This window comes from Mycolicibacter icosiumassiliensis, from assembly GCF_900078685.2.
GTDB classification, from domain to species: Bacteria; Actinomycetota; Actinomycetes; order Mycobacteriales; family Mycobacteriaceae; genus Mycobacterium; species Mycobacterium icosiumassiliensis.
Genome location: NZ_LT546166.1, coordinates 305,432 through 320,266 on the forward strand (window position 1 = coordinate 305,432; position 14,835 = coordinate 320,266).

Consider the following 14,835-nt stretch of genomic DNA (forward strand, 5'->3'; position numbering starts at 1 on the left):
ATATGGCCTGGGATTTCTCCACTGAACCGGAGTTCGAAGCGAAGCTCGACTGGATCCGGGCATTCGTGCGGGACGAGGTGGAGCCGCTGGAGGTGCTGTTTCCCGGCTGCGAGTACCTGCCGCTGACCGAGGAACGCCGCCGGATCGTCGACCCGCTCAAGGACCGGGTGCGCGACCAAGGCCTGTGGGCTCCGCATCTGGGTCCGGAGCTGGGCGGCCAGGGCTTCGGGGCGGTGAAACTGACCCTGATCAACGAGATCCTGGGCCGGTCCAGCTGGGCGCCGATCGTGTTCGGTACCCAGGCGCCCGACACCGGCAACGCCGAAATCCTGGCCCGGTTCGGCACACCAGAGCAAAAGGGCAGTTATCTAGCCGGGCTGCTGTCGGGGGAGATCTTCTCCTGCTTCTCCATGACGGAGCCGCAGGGCGGCGCCGATCCGCGGGTGTTCACCACACGGGCCGTCCGCGACGGCTCCGGAAAAGATGCGCCGTGGGTGATCACCGGGCGAAAGTACTTCTCCTCCAATGCGTCGGTGGCCTCGTTCTTCATCGTGGTGGCCATCACCGACCCGGATGTTCCGGTGCACCGCGGGGCCTCGACGTTCTTGATCCCGGCCGGTACGCCGGGCCTGGTCATCGAAGCCACCCATCACTTGGTGGGGTCGCATCCTCACGAAGCCGGGCATTCACTGGTGCGCTACGACGATGTGCGGGTCCCGGCCGATGCGATCTTGGGCGAGCCGGGTCAAGGCTTCCTGATCCTGCAGAGCCGACTGGCCGGCGGGCGCCTGCATCACGCCATGCGTTCGATCGGGGTGGCCCAGCGGGCTATCGACATGATGGCCCGTCGCGCCAAAAGTCGTTTTACCCAAGGCAGTTCGTTGGCCGACAAGCAGCTGGTGCAGGCGTTCATCGCCGACTCCTATGCCGAGCTGATCCCGTTTCGGCTGACGGTGCTGCACGCGGCCTGGCTGATCGACTCCGGCGACGAGAAGGCGGCCCGAGCCGAGATCGGGGTCTGCAAGATCCTGGCGTCGCAGGTGCTCAAGTCGATCGGTTTGCGCGCGATCCAGGTGCACGGCGCGATGGGCCTGACCGAACAGCTGCCGCTGACCAATGTGCTCCTGGGTGGGGTGGCGCTGGGCCTGGCAGACGGTCCCACCGAGGCGCACAAGGTGAACCTGGCCCGGTTGCTGCTCAAGGATTACGAGGCCGAGGACCCGGAGTGGCCCAGCGAGTTCCTGGACAACCGCATCGAGGCCGCGCGCGCGAAATACGGTGACCGCCTTGACCGGATCCCGGCGGTGCCATGACCGTCAGCATGAGGCCACCGCCGAGGTGGAACGGATCCTGGCCGCGGCCGTGACGGTGCTGCAGCGCAGTGCGCCCGACCCGCCCCGAGTGTGCGACATCGTCGCCGAGGCGGGCTCGTCGAACTAGGCGTTCTACCGCTACTTCGCCGGCAAGGACGAGGTGATCCTGGCGGTGATGGAGCGCGGTGTCGCGATTGTGGGGTTCTATCTGACGCATCAACTGGCCAAGGAACCCACGCCCGCAGCCCAGGTCGCGTGCTGGATCCGGGGCGCCTTGGCGCAGCTGTCCGACCCGCACCTGCTGAACCTGAGCCGCGCCGCGAGCACCCAGCTGGCGGTCAGCGCCGAGCGGCCGCGCACCGACGAGGACATCCTGGCGCCGTTGCGCGACCTGCTCACCGCACCGGTCAGCGCGCTCGGCGGTGAAGACCCCCGCCGGGATGCCGATCTGGTCTTTGCCGCTACGTTGTCGAGCATGCGTGGCTACCTCAATGCCGGCCGGCGACCGAAGCGGGCCGATGTGGATCACCTGGTGTCGTTCTGTGTTCGCGGACTGGGGGCGGCCTGATGCGCGCGATCGTCTGCGAGCAGTACGGCCCGCCGGAAGATCTGGTGCTTCGGGAGCTGCCCGACCCGACGCCCGGGCCGGGCACGCTGGTGGTCCGGGTGCGGGCCGCGGCGGTCAACTTCCCCGACGTGCTGCTGATCGACGGCAAGTATCAGCTGAAGATCCCGACACCGTTCACGCCCGGCAGCGAGCTGGCCGGTGATGTGATCGCCGCGGGTGAGGGCGTGCCGTTCGCGCCCGGCGACCGGGTGGTCGGTACGTCGTTCGTGGGAGGTTTCGCCGAGCAGGCGCTGGTGCCCGCGGCCGCGGCGAGCGCCATTCCCGACGGCATCGACTACGCGGCCGCGGCCGGCTTCGGAGTCACTTACCGCACGGCCTATCACGCACTGCGCTCGGTTGCCCAAGTGGCAGAAGGCGATTGGGTGGTGGTGCTGGGCGCTGCCGGTGGTGTCGGGCTGGCCGCCGTCGACCTGGCGGTGGCGATGGGTGCGAAAGTGCTTGCCGCGGCATCTAGTCCGGAGAAGCTTGCGGTGTGCCGCCAGCGCGGTGCGGCCGCGACGGTCGATTACGACCGGGAGGACCTCAAGGCACGGATCCGTGAGATCACCGGCGACGGCGCGCAGGCGGTACTCGACCCGGTCGGCGGTTCTTACGCCGAGCCGGCGCTGCGCAGCTTGGCCCGCGGCGGGCGCTTCATCACGTTGGGCTATGCCGCCGGGTCGATTCCGGCGATTCCGCTGAATCTGGTGATGCTCAAGGGCATCACGGTGCAGGGCATGGAGATCCGGACGTTCGCCACCGACTTCCCGGCGGAGAACGAGCGCGACCTCGCCGAACTGCATCAGCTGTTCGCGCAGGGCAAGGTCAGCCCCTACATCGGCGCCCGGTTCCCGCTCGCGCAGACCGCAACCGCACTGCGCCACGTTGCCGACCGCAAAGCGGTCGGCAAAGTCATCATCGACGTCTGACCCAGACCAAGGTGTTGAGCGTCGTCACACCCTCGGTGGTGGTCGTCGCCGACAGGGTCAGCAGGTCACCGTCCACGCGTGCCTGCCGCGGCTGCGGCCGCGCCAACAGCTCCGGCAGCATCGACACGCTCACGTCGTGATGCACCGTCGCGGTGTCCTCGTCGACGCGGAATCGGCCACCGTAGGCGATGTAGCCGGGCGGCTTCTTGTCGGGCACGGTCGCGTCGGCGCTGCCGGTCAGTTGCGCGGACATATAGCCGTCGGCGGTGTAGAGGATCAGACCGCGCGGCGTGGTGCCCAACGGGTGTGACACCGCGCCGGTATCGGCGTCGACCGAATCAAACGACGACAGTTCCCAGCCGCCCAGCAGCGCCTCGCGCAAAGTGCTCATCAGGGCATGATGACGGTTCGGGTCACCGGCTCGGCGGTCGGGCAGCCCGCACTGTAGCGCGCCCAGCGGGTGGTGCCCGACGACCGGCTCGTCACCCAGCCCAACTTCGTCGCCGAACGCGGCGACGACCACCTCAGTGGTCGGTAGCCTGGCTAGATAGTTTGAGAAATCGAAAGAGGCATCGCGATGGCGCGTACGGACAGTGACAGCTGGGACTTGGCCACCAGTGTGGGGGCAACCGCGACCATGGTGGCGGCGCAGCGCGCCCTGGCCACCTCGGGACCGGACAAGTTGATCAACGACCCCTGGGCGGCACCGCTGGTGCGGGCGGTGGGCATCGACTTCTTCACCCGGATGGTCGACGGCGACATCCCGGTCGTCGAAGGCGGCGAGTTCGACCCGATCCGGATGGGCCACGGCATGGGCGTGCGGACCCGATTCTTCGACGAGCACTTCCTCTCGGCGACCCGCAGCGGCATCCGCCAGGCGGTGATCCTGGCCTCCGGCCTGGATTCTCGTGCCTACCGGCTGGACTGGCCGGCGGACACCGTGGTCTACGAGGTCGACCTGCCGGAAGTGATCGACTTCAAGACCACCACGCTGCGCGATCTGGGCGCCGAGCCCACCGCGCAGCGCCGCACCGTCGCCATCGACCTGCGCGACGACTGGCCGAGCGCCTTGCAGGCTGCCGGATTCGACCCGCAGGCTCCGACCGTTTGGAGCGCCGAGGGTCTGCTGATCTACCTGCAGCCCGACGCCCAGGACGCCCTGTTCGACACCATCAAGTCGCTGAGCGCACCGGGCAGTCGGGTGGCGTGTGAGTTCATCAGCGACACCTCGGTCTTCGCCAGCCCGGCGTGGCGTGAACACCGGGAGAAGATGTCGGCGCTGGGGTTCGAAGTGGAGATCGGCGACCTGATCTACCACGGCGAACGCAATCACATCAGCGAGTACCTGACCCGCGCCGGCTGGACCGTGACCGGCCGACAGGTCCGTGAGCTCTACAGCGAGTGCGGCCTGGAGTACGGGGATGACGAACTGGCCGTCGCGTTCGACGACATGACCTACCTGAGCGCTGTCTTGCCTGGTCCAGCGGTATGAAAAAGGTCACAACGCCGGGATCCGGCGACGCGGCTTCGCGGTATCAGCGCGACGGTGGTGTGGTGCCCCCAGCAGGGCTCGAACCTGCGACCTGCGGATTAAAAGTCCGTAGCTCTACCAACTGAGCTATAGGGGCCGTGCTGAAACAGGATAACGCCCGCCGGATCGTGCTCCGCTCGGGACCGGTTTGAGGATTCGGGCCACTGTGCCCTAAGCTAGCGAAGCTCCCAACGTGAAACGTTGTGAGTGCCTCGGAGAGATTCGGTTCTGGCCCCCATCGTCTAGTGGCCTAGGACGCCGCCCTTTCACGGCGGTAGCACGGGTTCGAATCCCGTTGGGGGTACTCGCATCGTAGTAATAACGGAGCGAACAGCAAGGCCCTGTGGCGCAGTTGGTTAGCGCGCCGCCCTGTCACGGCGGAGGTCGCGGGTTCAAGTCCCGTCAGGGTCGCTTTACGCGGCGAGGCACCTGGTGCCTTCCGGCCAGGTAGCTCAGTTGGTACGAGCGTCCGCCTGAAAAGCGGAAGGTCGCCGGTTCGATCCCGGCCCTGGCCACTCAGGTTTTTGGTTCCGACCGGCAGCTATCGCTCTGCCTATTCGGGTCCGCGGGCGAACACGGGATCGAGAATCTCGCAGACCAGGCTGATCTGGTCGTCGAGATTCTCTCCGCAGGCCGATTCGAGATGCTCCTTGCGGCGCCATGCGGCCCATTTGGCCTGTGCGACTGCGCCGTAGCCGGCCAGGTGCGGGGCGACGGGTTCGAGGGTGACACCGCGGTGGCGCGCGACAGCTCGTGCCGAGCGGAGCAGATCGCCGGGGTCGATACCTTGGCGGGCAAGCGCGACGATGTCGACGTAGTCACGCCAGCGAGTGCTGGTGATGCCACGTTCGAGGATGGTGACACCCTTCTCTGCGACGGTTGTCTCAGCCGCGTAACCGAGGAGCGTGATCGGGTCGCCCAGGATTCGGTCGATGGTCACCTGCAGCGGTGGTGGCACTATCGGATCTCCGGTGGATACGTCCCAAACTGCGATGCCGTTCCAAGGCCCGATCGAGGCTGCGACTCGTACGCGCAGGCCGGGATAGTCCGCGTGCTCGCGTATCTCCTGCACGCTGATCGTGTCGATGTCCAGCACCACCCCGTCGTCGACGTTGATGGCAGCGATGTCACGGACTACCTGGGCGAGATGCTCGGCGGTGACATCCGCGGCGACGGCGTTGGCGTCGGCGTCTTTGGTGGGGCGTCGCACCCCGTAGGCGGCCAACAGAATTCCGCCTTTGAGGACGAAGTCGCCGGCATGTGGGGTACGGGTGAGTCGATCCAGGAAAGATTCGAGGGTGTGCCGGATCAGGTATTCCTGCGTTGGTGTACTGGCCCCGGTTTTCGCGGCGACGGAACGTGCGGCCGCCTGAATCTGGCGGAACACCCCGTCGCCGGAGGTCATCCCAGGATCTCCAATGCCTGGAGGACAGGGGATTTCGCCCGGGGTAGTTGCGACGCGATCTCGATCAGCCGGGCCGGTTTACCGCCTCGGCGCAGCCACTCCCGCAGCGCATCGCGCGCCAGTTCGTATCCGACGTCACCGCGCAGGCGGAATGCGTCGGTGATTGACCGTTCGGGGGAGTAGATCCCGATCGTTTGATCCGATCCTGGGATGGTGATCTCTTCGCGTCCGATCTCAAAGGTGGCCCGGTCGAAGTGGTGCCACGCGATCGCACCCGTGCTGGCCGGTGTCCGCGACCCGCGGGGGATCGCGACATCCAGCGCGGCAGGTATCGCATCGGTCAGATCGTGATAGGCGAGCGCGGAGGTCAGGCAGATCGTCGCCTCCGGGCGCCGTGTCGCGGCCTCGATCTGATCCCAGTCGGCGGCTGACGCCTTTACAGGGAGATAGACGCCGCGGGCGATGCGGTCGAACCGGCCAGCACGCGCGCTGCGGTAGAGCCCGCTGCGTGACAGGCCGGCCCGCTCCGCGGTGCTGGGGGTCAGAGCTTTCATCGCGGTACCGTCCTCTCGGCTGAGGCATGATACGAACTGTCTACAGCTAATGGTACCTGTAAACGGTTTGTATCGGCCGGAGTCAGGGTCGCATTGGAGCGATACGCTGCATCCGTCACAGCCCGATGTGTCCCGGCGATGTCACAAGAGCTCTACCCAACCGCTAGTCCGAGACGCTGAACGCCCAGTTCGGAGGGTGAGGCATAGTTCGGCGCCTTGGGGAAACGTGTCCACCTGCGAACCCAAAAGCGGAAGGTCGCCGGTTCGATCCCGGCCCTGGCCACCACGTTTGATCTGCGCGGACACGTCCAGGCATTCGATACCAGTCAGCTCTCGATCTCGGTGGACTGGTCGTTTTAAGCAGAGTCCCGCTGTTGTCGGGCGTATCGCAGGATCGACCCCGCCGTCAGGCATGCGGGTTTGTCGCGATCTGCAGCCTCGATCGGTAGGCCTGCGGCGCAACGCATCACCATCAAGGCGAGTGCGGTGTGGGTCGCATACGAGATGACCAGCAGGTTGACCCGAGCCTGGGTGCCGCTGATGGTCATCACGTGCTGACGTTTGCTCTCCCATCCCGGCCAGTTGAGGTCGGGGGGTCGTTGCAGTGGCGACCAGTTGACGTCGATGTCGGTGACGTCTCCGAGCAGGGGGGTCAGGACGGCGACCAGGTTCGGCAATTCATTGGTGATGCGATCCGCGCGTGGCCACCACGCGCCGTCGATGTCGCGGCCGAGTTGGTGGGCCACCGTGAGTCGAACGGGACGGGCATGGCGGGTGCCCGGCATGGCTAAGTTTCGCAACGTATCTCGCAATCCACGGGTGGCTCCGTCAGGGTCGGAATCGTCTGGCCCGCGGGGTTGCAGGTAGGCGGAGTAATCACAATTGCCCGTGGGGGCCGACCGGGGCGAGTCTGGGTGGGCCACCGCTGACAATGAAGCGGCTCACATTCGACCGTACGCGGCCCGCATCGTTTCGGGGATGGTTCGGTAAAGCTCGACGTGCGAGGGGAAATGCGGGCTGTCGGCCGGATCAGGCCCATAGACTGAGCCGCTGTGCACCGACCCTCGACCCGACGAGCGTCAGCGTTCGTCGTCGCCGCTGTGATCGCCTCTGCCGAGCTGCCAACCGCCGTCGCGGCTGAAGACAAGCTTCTGCTCGGTGGCGGCGCCGCGATCGTGCTGCATGACGACGCGCTGTGCACGCTGACCACTATCGGCCGCGACGGCACCGGCAAGCTGGTCGGCTTCACTGCCGCACACTGCGGCGGGCCGGGCTCGCCGGTGCTGGTCGAGGGCGCCGAGGACCACGGCACGGTGGGCACGGTCGTGGCCGCCGACGAGGCCCTGGACTATGCGGTGATCGAGTTCGATCCGGCCAAGGTGGCCTCCATCGCCGACTACGAAGGCTTTGGGATCTTCGGCATCGGCTCCGCCGACCCCGTCGAGCCAGTCGCCGCCGAACCCGGCGGCCCGGAGCAGCCCGCGGACGCAGCGCACGACGCCGTGCGCCACGCCTGCAAACTCGGGCGCGGCACAGGCCTCAACTGCTTCGACATCGGGCCCGCCGGCGTGGACCCCGCCGGCGAGGAGTGGTGGCAACCGGGCGATGACGGGGCGCCGGTCACCGTCGACGACCTACTTGTCGGCATGGTCCGCGACGGCACCGTCCCGACGGGTCCGCTCACGCAGCCGGGGCCGGGGATCGTGCTGTTCCAAGCGATCCTCGATGACGTCGACGCGAAGGGCGGCCCGGGCGCCGGGTTCGGCCGCCGCTCCTAGCCGCCCCGGGCCTACGACGCGGCCGGAACCGCGCCTTCTGGTGCTGCAGCGGCCGGCTTCCACACCGAGGGGTCGTTCGCCGGGAAGGTCCCGCACTGCTGGGCAATGCCCTGCGCGGACGATTCCTGCGTCCGGAAAAGCCCCGCGTAATTGGGGAACAGGACGGCGAATTGATCCACCTCGGTTTGCCGGGCCGCGGGATCCTTGGCGAGCAGGTTATTCATCCGGGTGATGATCTGGTCCTGCATCCACTGCGGCTCTTGGCTGTACTTCGTCACAATCGCGTCGTAGGCCCGCGGGTCGACGACCTTGGTCGCGGCCATCAACTGATCTGCCGAGCACTGCGTGGTCAGGATGGGCTCGGGAACGGCGTTGGGGTCCTCCGCAGCGGCCACACCCGCACCGCAGACTAGAAGGCCCGTACCAACTGCTACCAGGCCCGCGGCGCGCACGGACCAACTCACCGTAGATGTCATGAGGCCGGACGTTACCAGCTTCGGCATTGCTGTAAGCCGGCTTTGGGTCGAACGCGTGGTTGGTGACGGCGCTCGGCGGCATGAGAGCCTCAGGGCCGCAACGTCTCCGGGCAGAGCTCGGCCTGCGCCGCCTGAATCTGGACGTCGGCGGCTTCGGGGCTGTAATAGAAGGTGTTGGTCAGCTGGCGCACCAGATCACCCGGTGAGATGCCGGAGCGGTAGGTCCCGGTGTGGCCGTACATCCGCAACTCGGCGCAGATGTAGTGCCCCGAAGTCACCTTGACTTGGTCGGCCACCGGGATCGCCACCGGGGCGGCGTTGACTCGGGCCAGATAACTTGCGTCATCGGCGTGGGCAGCCGGCGCGGCGGTCAGTGCCGCGGCGGCCAGCAGGGGTGCGGCAATCCGGACGGTCACATGCATGACCTCCATCGTGCCACCGCCACCCGGCGATGGGGCGACTCTCGGACGGCCCAAAATCCCCGCACATCATCGCGCGCCTGGTTAGGGTGCCAGCCATGGCAGTCAAGGATTCCCGCGAGGTGGTTATCGAAGCGAGCGCGGAGGAGATCTTCGACGTCCTCGCCGACGTCGAGTCCGTCCCGACCTGGTCGCCGCAGTACCAGAGCGCTGAGGTGCTCGACACCTACGACGACGGCCGGCCGCGGCGGGTGCGAATGAAGATCAAGGCCGCGGGCCTAACCGACGAGCAGGTCGTCGAATACAGCTGGACCGACGACAGCGTCGGCTGGACCCTGGTGTCGGCCGGTCAGCTCAAGGCGCAGGACGCCAAGTACACGCTGACCCCGCAGGGCGAAAAGACCAAGGTCCGATTCGACATGGCGGTCGACCCGTCGATCCCGATCCCGGGGTTCCTGCTCAAGAGCACCCTCAAGGGCGGCATGAAGACCGCCACCGACGGCCTGCGTGACCAGGTGCTCAAGATCAAGAAAGGTCGCTGACCTTCTCGCCGCGATGAAATCTCGCCGCCGGCAGTGCACGGCGTTAGGCTCGATCTAGTGGCTGTTCGAGCATCGCGGGAAATTGTGATTGACGCGCCGCCGGAGAAGATCCTCGACGCGCTCGCCGATGTGTCCGAGTTGGCGTCGTGGTCGCCGGTGCACAAGCGGATCGAAGTTCTCGACAAGTACGAGGACGGTCGTCCGCATCACGTGCTGGCCACCATCAAAATTCTGGGTTTGGTGGACAAGGAGATCCTGGAATACCACTGGGGTCCGGACTGGATGGTCTGGGATGCCAAGGCAACGGCGCAGCAGCGCGCCCAACACGTCGAATACACGCTGACCCGCGAGGGTCCCGACAGCACCCGGGTGCGCTTCGACATCACCGTCGAACCGTCCGGGCCGATCCCGGAGTTCATTGTGCGGCGCGCCAGCAAGTTGGTGCTGAGCATCGCCACTGAGCGGCTGCGTCAGCAAATCATGGGTGAGGACGCCACTACCGAGGCGTAGCGGTCCCGGCGCGCAGCGTTTGCAGTCGCCGGATCGCCTCGTCGATGGTGTCTTCCCGCTTGACGAAGGTGAACCGCACCAAGTGATTCCAGACATCGGGGGCGGTCGCTTCCGAGCCGGGCACGCAGAAGGCGGACAACGGGATAGCGGCCACCCCGGCCCGGTGTGGCAGCTCGGCGCAGAACGCCGTGCTGTCGTCATAGCCCAGCGGGCGGGGATCGGCGCACAGGAAATAGGTGCCGAAGCTGTCGTGCACCTCGAATCCGATGTCCCGCAGGCCGTCGGTCAACCGGTCACGGCGGGCCTGCATGGTCGCGCGCAGTGCCGCCACCCAGGCGTCCTCGGTGTTCAGCGCCAGTGCCACCGCCGGTTGAAACGGCGCCCCGCCGACATAACTCAGGTACTGCTTAGCGGCCCGCACTCCGGCCAGAAGCTCCGCCGGTCCGCACGCCCAGCCGATCTTCCAGCCGGTGCAGTTGAACATCTTTGCCGCACTCGAGATGGTGATGGTGCGCTCCGCCATTCCTTCGAAGGCGGCCAGCGGCAGGTGGGTTCGGCCGGCGAAGACCAGGTGCTCATAGACCTCGTCGGAGATCACCAGCAGATCGGCCTGCACCGCGATGCGGGCGATCTCGGCCAACTCGGACTCGGTGAACACCGTGCCGGTCGGATTGTGCGGTGAGTTGACGATCAGCGCCCGGGTCGCCGGTCCGACAGCGCGGCGCAACCTGTCAACGTCCAAGGCGAACCCGCGCCCGTCGGGTACCAGGGACACGCTGACCCGTCGAGCCCCGGCCATGGCGACCACCGGGGAGTAGGAGTCATAGAACGGCTCGAGCAGCACGACGTCGGAACCCGGCTCCACCAGACCGAGCACCGCGGCGGCGATGGCCTCGGTCGCCCCGACCGTCACCAGGACTTCGGTGTCGGGGTCGTAGTCGATCCCGTACTTGCGCGAGCGCTGCCCGGCGATGGCTTCGCGCAACGCGGGGATGCCGGGCCCGGGCGGGTATTGGTTGACGCCGTCGGTGATCGCGGCCCGGGCGGCCTCGAGCATGGCCGGTGGTCCGTCCTCGTCCGGGAAGCCCTGGCCGAGGTTGACCGCGCCGATCCGGGCGGCCAGCGCCGACATCTCGGCGAAGATCGTGGTGGCATAGGGCTCCAGTCGTGAGACCATCCGCGCCGTCATGGGACCCGAGCCTAAAGCGCAGGCGACGAGGCCGACGGAGCGGCCGGGAGCGGGCCTCAAAATGGACCAACCATCCGGTTGATAGGCCGTCCTGTTAGGCTGGCAGATCGGGGACTACGCTCCGACCTGGGGGCACCCCCGCTCGCGGGGGAACGCAGTCGATCCGCATCGAACACCAAATACTGAAGAGGAATCGCCCATGTCCGAAGAAGCCTTCATCTACGAGGCCATTCGCACCCCGCGCGGTAAGCAGCGCAACGGGGCGCTGAACGAGGTCAAGCCACTCAGCCTGGTCGTCGGCCTGATCGACGAGCTGCGCACTCGCCACCCCGACCTGGACGAGAGCCTGATCAGCGATGTCATCCTGGGCTGCGTCTCGCCCGTGGGTGACCAGGGCGGCGACATCGCCCGCACCGCAGTGCTGGCCGCGGGCCTGCCCGACACCACCGGCGGCGTGCAGCTCAACCGGTTCTGCGCCTCGGGTCTGGAGGCCGTCAACACCGCCGCCCAGAAGGTGCGCTCCGGATGGGACGACCTGGTGCTGGCCGGCGGCGTGGAGTCGATGAGCCGGATCCCGATGGGCTCCGACGGCGGCGCGATGTTCTCGGACGTGCCCTTCACCTTCGACAACTACATCGCCCCGCAGGGCATCGGTGCCGACCTGATCGCCACCATCGAGGGCTTCTCCCGTGACGACGTCGACAACTACGCACTGCGCAGCCAGCAGCGGGCGGCCGCTGCCTGGTCCGGTGGCTACTTCGCCAAGTCCGTCATCCCGGTCCGTGACCAGAACGGGTTGCTGATCCTCGACCACGACGAGCACATGCGCCCCGACACCACCCTGGAGGGCCTGGGCAAGCTGCGCACCGCGTTCGACGGCATCGGCGCGATGGGCGGCTTCGACGACGTGGCACTGCAGAAGTACCACTGGGTCGAGGGCATCAACCACGTCCACACCGGCGGCAACAGCTCCGGCATCGTCGACGGCGCCGCGCTGCTGCTGATCGGCAGCGAAAAGGCCGGCACCTCCCAGGGGCTGACCCCACGGGCCCGCGTCGTGGCGACCGCCACCAGCGGCGCCGACGCGACGATCATGCTCACCGGACCCACCCCGGCCACCCTCAAGGTGCTTGACCGGGCCGGGCTGACCGTCGATGACATCGACCTATTCGAACTCAACGAGGCGTTCGCCTCGGTGGTGCTGAAGTTCCAGAAGGACCTGAAGATCCCGGACGAGAAGCTCAACGTCAACGGCGGCGCGATCGCGATGGGCCACCCGCTGGGCGCCACCGGCGCGATGATCACCGGCACCATGGTCGACGAACTGGAGCGCCGGGGTGCCCGCCGCGCGCTGATCACACTCTGCATCGGCGGCGGCATGGGCGTCGCCACCATCATTGAGCGCGTCTGAGAGGGTTTGTAAAAAATGGCAGAGAACACCATCCAGGCAGAGAACACCATTAAGTGGGACAAGGACGCTGACGGCATCGTCACCCTGACCCTGGACGACCCCACCGGGTCGGCCAACGTGATGAACGAGCACTACCGCCAGTCCATGCACAACGCGGTGGAACGCCTTATCGCGGAGAAGGATTCGGTCACCGGTGTGGTGGTCACCAGCGCGAAGAAGACCTTCTTCGCCGGTGGCGACCTCAAGGCGATGATCCACGTCGGCCCGGCTGACGCCCAGGCCGTCTTCGACCAGTGCGAAGGCATCAAGGCCGACCTGCGTGCCCTGGAGACCCTGGGCAAGCCGGTCGTCGCCGCCATCAACGGCGCCGCCCTGGGCGGTGGCCTGGAGATCGCGCTGGCGTGTCACCACCGCATCGCCGCGGACGCCAAGGGCAGCCAGCTCGGCCTGCCCGAGGTCACCCTGGGCCTGCTGCCCGGCGGCGGCGGTGTCGCCCGCACGGTGCGCATGCTGGGCATCCAGAACGCCTTCATGAACGTGCTGGCGCAGGGCACCCGGTTCAAGCCGGCCAAGGCCAAGGAGATCGGCCTGGTCGACGAGGTGCTCCCGACCGTCGAGGAACTGGTGCCCGCCGCCAAGGCGTGGATCAAGGCCAACCCTGACGCCGGTGTGCAGCCGTGGGATGTCAAGGGCTACAAGATGCCCGGCGGCACCCCGTCCACTCCGGCCCTGGCGGCCATCCTGCCGTCGTTCCCGGCGCTGCTGCGCAAGCAGCTCAAGGGTGCCCCGATGCCGGCGCCGCGGGCGATCCTTGCCGCCGCGATCGAGGGCGCGCAGGTGGACTTCGACACCGCCTGCCGCATCGAGACCCGGTACTTCATCTCGCTGGTCACCGGCAACGTCGCCAAGAACATGATCCAGGCGTTCTTCTTCGACCTGCAGCACATCAACGGCGGCGGCAGCCGGCCCGAGGGCATCGCGCAGACCCCGATCCGCAAGATCGGTGTGCTCGGTGCCGGAATGATGGGCGCCGGCATCGCCTACGTGTCGGCCAAGGCCGGCTACGACGTGGTGCTCAAGGACGTCTCCCTGGAGGCTGCGCAGAAGGGCAAGGGCTACTCGGAGAAGCTGGAAGCCAAGGCGCTGGAGCGGGGTCGCACCACCGCCGAGCGCTCGAAGGCGCTGCTGGACAAGATCACCCCGACCGGCGACCCGGCCGACCTCAAGGGCGTCGACTTCGTGATCGAGGCCGTGTTCGAGAGCCAGGACCTCAAGCACAAGGTGTTCCAGGAGATCGAGGACATCGTCGAGCCCAACGCGCTGCTGGGATCGAACACCTCCACGCTGCCGATCACCGGTCTGGCGACCGGCGTGAAGCGCCAGGAGGACTTCATCGGGATCCACTTCTTCTCCCCGGTCGACAAGATGCCGCTGGTGGAGATCATCAAGGGCGAGAAGACCTCCGACGAGGCGCTGGCCCGGGTGTTCGACTACGTGCTGGCGATCAAGAAGACCCCGATCGTGGTCAACGACAGCCGTGGCTTCTACACCTCGCGGGTGATCGGCACCTTCATCAACGAGGCGCTGATGATGCTCGGTGAGGGCGTGGAGCCGGCCAGCATCGAGCAGGCCGGTCTGCAGGCCGGCTACCCGGCCGCTCCGCTGCAGCTCTCCGACGAGCTCAACCTGGAGCTGATGCACAAGATCGCCGTCGCCACCCGCGAAGGCGTCGAGGCGGCCGGCGGCACCTACGAGAAGCAGATGAACGAGACCGTCGTCGAGAAGATGATTGAGCTCGGTCGTCCGTCGCGTCTGAAGGGTGCCGGCTTCTACGAGTACGTCGACGGCAAGCGCACCGGTCTGTGGTCGGGCCTGCGGGAGACCTTCAACTCGGGCAGCTCCACCCCGCCGCTGCAGGACATGATCGACCGGATGCTCTTCGCCGAGGTGCTGGAAACCCAGAAGTGCTTCGACGAGGGCGTGCTGACCTCGACCGCCGACGCCAACATCGGCGCGATCATGGGCATCGGGTTCCCGCCGTGGACCGGCGGCACCGCGCAGTACATCGTCGGTTACCCCGGCGGCAAGGCTGCTTTCGTGGCACGGGCCAAGGAGCTGGCGGCCAAGTACGGCGACCGGTTCAACCCGCCGGCGTCGCTGCTCTAGTCAGC

15 protein-coding genes, 4 tRNA genes and 1 pseudogene are annotated in these 14,835 nt (G+C 67.1%); 12 read left to right on the forward strand and 8 right to left on the reverse strand.

Features of this window, described 5'->3' with window-relative positions; translation table 11 throughout:
• The first annotated feature begins 2 nt into the window (after window positions 1-2).
• The 3 genes and pseudogenes from BN4346_RS25065 to BN4346_RS25075 all read left to right on the forward strand — a co-directional run bounded on the left by BN4346_RS25065 (window position 3) and on the right by BN4346_RS25075 (window position 2,849).
• The gene (locus BN4346_RS25065; protein WP_067967220.1) at window positions 3-1,313 is read left to right on the forward strand and encodes an acyl-CoA dehydrogenase family protein; all 1,311 of its coding nucleotides are present in this window, start codon (window positions 3-5) and stop codon (window positions 1,311-1,313) included.
• Window positions 1,279-1,881 (forward strand): annotated as a pseudogene (locus BN4346_RS25070) (TetR/AcrR family transcriptional regulator). Before BN4346_RS25065 ends, BN4346_RS25070 begins: the two are co-directional and overlap by 35 nt.
• A complete protein-coding gene (locus BN4346_RS25075; protein ID WP_067967222.1) occupies window positions 1,881-2,849 on the forward strand; it encodes an NADPH:quinone oxidoreductase family protein in 969 nt (322 codons plus the stop codon). The pseudogene BN4346_RS25070 and the gene BN4346_RS25075 overlap by 1 nt, the downstream one beginning before the upstream one ends.
• Here the strand turns inward: BN4346_RS25075 and BN4346_RS25080 are convergent.
• Complete coding sequence (locus BN4346_RS25080) at window positions 2,836-3,372, reverse strand: lipocalin-like domain-containing protein (RefSeq protein WP_235653513.1); 537 nt, start codon at window positions 3,370-3,372, stop codon at window positions 2,836-2,838. The genes BN4346_RS25075 and BN4346_RS25080 overlap by 14 nt on opposite strands.
• Before the next feature lie 54 nt (window positions 3,373-3,426).
• Here BN4346_RS25080 and BN4346_RS25085 point away from each other — a divergent pair, with 54 nt between their 5' ends.
• Entirely contained in the window at window positions 3,427-4,341 is a 915-nt protein-coding gene (locus BN4346_RS25085; RefSeq protein WP_067967225.1) for a class I SAM-dependent methyltransferase, read from the forward strand.
• 60 nt (window positions 4,342-4,401) lie between these two features.
• On the opposite strand, the gene BN4346_RS25090 is transcribed toward BN4346_RS25085, so the two are convergent.
• Window positions 4,402-4,477, reverse strand: a tRNA-Lys gene (locus tag BN4346_RS25090).
• A 134-nt stretch (window positions 4,478-4,611) separates the two neighbouring features.
• Here BN4346_RS25090 and BN4346_RS25095 point away from each other — a divergent pair.
• The 3 genes from BN4346_RS25095 (at window position 4,612) to BN4346_RS25105 (ending at window position 4,895) form a co-directional block, all read left to right on the forward strand.
• Window positions 4,612-4,684: transfer RNA gene (locus BN4346_RS25095), tRNA-Glu, on the forward strand.
• A gap of 33 nt (window positions 4,685-4,717) precedes the next feature.
• Window positions 4,718-4,791 (forward strand) — tRNA-Asp (locus BN4346_RS25100).
• A 30-nt stretch (window positions 4,792-4,821) separates the two neighbouring features.
• Window positions 4,822-4,895: transfer RNA gene (locus BN4346_RS25105), tRNA-Phe, on the forward strand.
• Window positions 4,896-4,933: 38 nt separating this feature from the next.
• Here the strand turns inward: BN4346_RS25105 and BN4346_RS25110 are convergent.
• From BN4346_RS25110 to BN4346_RS25120, 3 genes are all read right to left on the reverse strand, one after another.
• On the reverse strand, window positions 4,934-5,785 hold the full coding sequence (locus tag BN4346_RS25110; protein WP_208863208.1) for a nucleotidyl transferase AbiEii/AbiGii toxin family protein: 852 nt from the start codon (window positions 5,783-5,785) through the stop codon (window positions 4,934-4,936).
• Window positions 5,782-6,339 carry a type IV toxin-antitoxin system AbiEi family antitoxin domain-containing protein gene (locus BN4346_RS48680; protein WP_067967229.1) on the reverse strand — a complete coding sequence of 186 codons (558 nt, stop codon included), beginning with the start codon at window positions 6,337-6,339 and terminating at the stop codon, window positions 5,782-5,784. The genes BN4346_RS25110 and BN4346_RS48680 overlap by 4 nt, the downstream gene beginning before the upstream one ends.
• Before the next feature lie 356 nt (window positions 6,340-6,695).
• Complete coding sequence (locus tag BN4346_RS25120) at window positions 6,696-7,124, reverse strand: DUF5994 family protein (RefSeq protein WP_067967231.1); 429 nt, start codon at window positions 7,122-7,124, stop codon at window positions 6,696-6,698.
• A gap of 267 nt (window positions 7,125-7,391) precedes the next feature.
• Between BN4346_RS25120 and BN4346_RS25125 the strand changes: the two genes are divergently transcribed.
• Window positions 7,392-8,117, forward strand: a complete 726-nt coding sequence (locus tag BN4346_RS25125; RefSeq protein ID WP_208863209.1) for a chymotrypsin family serine protease — start codon at window positions 7,392-7,394, stop codon at window positions 8,115-8,117.
• Window positions 8,118-8,128: 11 nt separating this feature from the next.
• Here BN4346_RS25125 and BN4346_RS25130 read toward each other — a convergent pair whose 3' ends face one another.
• Window positions 8,129-8,512 (reverse strand): DUF5078 domain-containing protein, encoded by a 384-nt coding sequence (locus tag BN4346_RS25130; protein ID WP_167666194.1) that lies wholly within the window; start codon window positions 8,510-8,512, stop codon window positions 8,129-8,131.
• 170 nt (window positions 8,513-8,682) lie between these two features.
• The gene (locus tag BN4346_RS25135; protein WP_067967238.1) at window positions 8,683-9,024 is read right to left on the reverse strand and encodes a DUF732 domain-containing protein; all 342 of its coding nucleotides are present in this window, start codon (window positions 9,022-9,024) and stop codon (window positions 8,683-8,685) included.
• Between the two features lie 86 nt (window positions 9,025-9,110).
• On the opposite strand from BN4346_RS25135, the gene BN4346_RS25140 reads away from it, so the two are divergent.
• Both BN4346_RS25140 and BN4346_RS25145 read left to right on the forward strand, forming a co-directional pair.
• The gene (locus BN4346_RS25140) at window positions 9,111-9,554 is read left to right on the forward strand and encodes an SRPBCC family protein (RefSeq protein ID WP_067967239.1); all 444 of its coding nucleotides are present in this window, start codon (window positions 9,111-9,113) and stop codon (window positions 9,552-9,554) included.
• Window positions 9,555-9,611: 57 nt separating this feature from the next.
• Complete coding sequence (locus tag BN4346_RS25145; protein ID WP_067967240.1) at window positions 9,612-10,064, forward strand: SRPBCC family protein; 453 nt, start codon at window positions 9,612-9,614, stop codon at window positions 10,062-10,064.
• Here BN4346_RS25145 and BN4346_RS25150 read toward each other — a convergent pair.
• Window positions 10,051-11,241 (reverse strand): pyridoxal phosphate-dependent aminotransferase, encoded by a 1,191-nt coding sequence (locus tag BN4346_RS25150; RefSeq protein ID WP_067967606.1) that lies wholly within the window; start codon window positions 11,239-11,241, stop codon window positions 10,051-10,053. The two genes, BN4346_RS25145 and BN4346_RS25150, sit on opposite strands and share 14 nt — an antisense overlap.
• A 211-nt stretch (window positions 11,242-11,452) precedes the next feature.
• Here BN4346_RS25150 and BN4346_RS25155 point away from each other — a divergent pair, with 211 nt between their 5' ends.
• Together BN4346_RS25155 and BN4346_RS25160 are read left to right on the forward strand one after the other, a co-directional pair.
• Window positions 11,453-12,664 carry an acetyl-CoA C-acetyltransferase gene (locus BN4346_RS25155; RefSeq protein ID WP_067967242.1) on the forward strand — a complete coding sequence of 404 codons (1,212 nt, stop codon included), beginning with the start codon at window positions 11,453-11,455 and terminating at the stop codon, window positions 12,662-12,664.
• A 15-nt stretch (window positions 12,665-12,679) separates the two neighbouring features.
• Window positions 12,680-14,830 carry a 3-hydroxyacyl-CoA dehydrogenase NAD-binding domain-containing protein gene (locus BN4346_RS25160; RefSeq protein WP_067967245.1) on the forward strand — a complete coding sequence of 717 codons (2,151 nt, stop codon included), beginning with the start codon at window positions 12,680-12,682 and terminating at the stop codon, window positions 14,828-14,830.
• The last annotated feature ends 5 nt before the right edge of the window (window positions 14,831-14,835 follow it).

Excerpts from the sequence above, each read along its gene's own strand:
- BN4346_RS25065 (WP_067967220.1), top strand. The coding sequence starts at position 3 with ATGGCCTGGGATTTCTCCACTGAACCGGAGTTCGAAGCGAAGCTCGAC.
- BN4346_RS25075 (WP_067967222.1), top strand. The coding sequence starts at position 1,881 with ATGCGCGCGATCGTCTGCGAGCAGTACGGCCCGCCGGAAGATCTGGTG.
- BN4346_RS25085 (WP_067967225.1), top strand. The coding sequence starts at position 3,427 with ATGGCGCGTACGGACAGTGACAGCTGGGACTTGGCCACCAGTGTGGGG.
- BN4346_RS25110 (WP_208863208.1), bottom strand. The coding sequence starts at position 5,785 with ATGACCTCCGGCGACGGGGTGTTCCGCCAGATTCAGGCGGCCGCACGT.
- BN4346_RS48680 (WP_067967229.1), bottom strand. The coding sequence starts at position 6,339 with ATGAAAGCTCTGACCCCCAGCACCGCGGAGCGGGCCGGCCTGTCACGC.
- BN4346_RS25120 (WP_067967231.1), bottom strand. The coding sequence starts at position 7,124 with ATGCCGGGCACCCGCCATGCCCGTCCCGTTCGACTCACGGTGGCCCAC.
- BN4346_RS25135 (WP_067967238.1), bottom strand. The coding sequence starts at position 9,024 with ATGGAGGTCATGCATGTGACCGTCCGGATTGCCGCACCCCTGCTGGCC.
- BN4346_RS25140 (WP_067967239.1), top strand. The coding sequence starts at position 9,111 with ATGGCAGTCAAGGATTCCCGCGAGGTGGTTATCGAAGCGAGCGCGGAG.
- BN4346_RS25150 (WP_067967606.1), bottom strand. The coding sequence starts at position 11,241 with ATGGTCTCACGACTGGAGCCCTATGCCACCACGATCTTCGCCGAGATG.
- BN4346_RS25155 (WP_067967242.1), top strand. The coding sequence starts at position 11,453 with ATGTCCGAAGAAGCCTTCATCTACGAGGCCATTCGCACCCCGCGCGGT.
- BN4346_RS25160 (WP_067967245.1), top strand. The coding sequence starts at position 12,680 with ATGGCAGAGAACACCATCCAGGCAGAGAACACCATTAAGTGGGACAAG.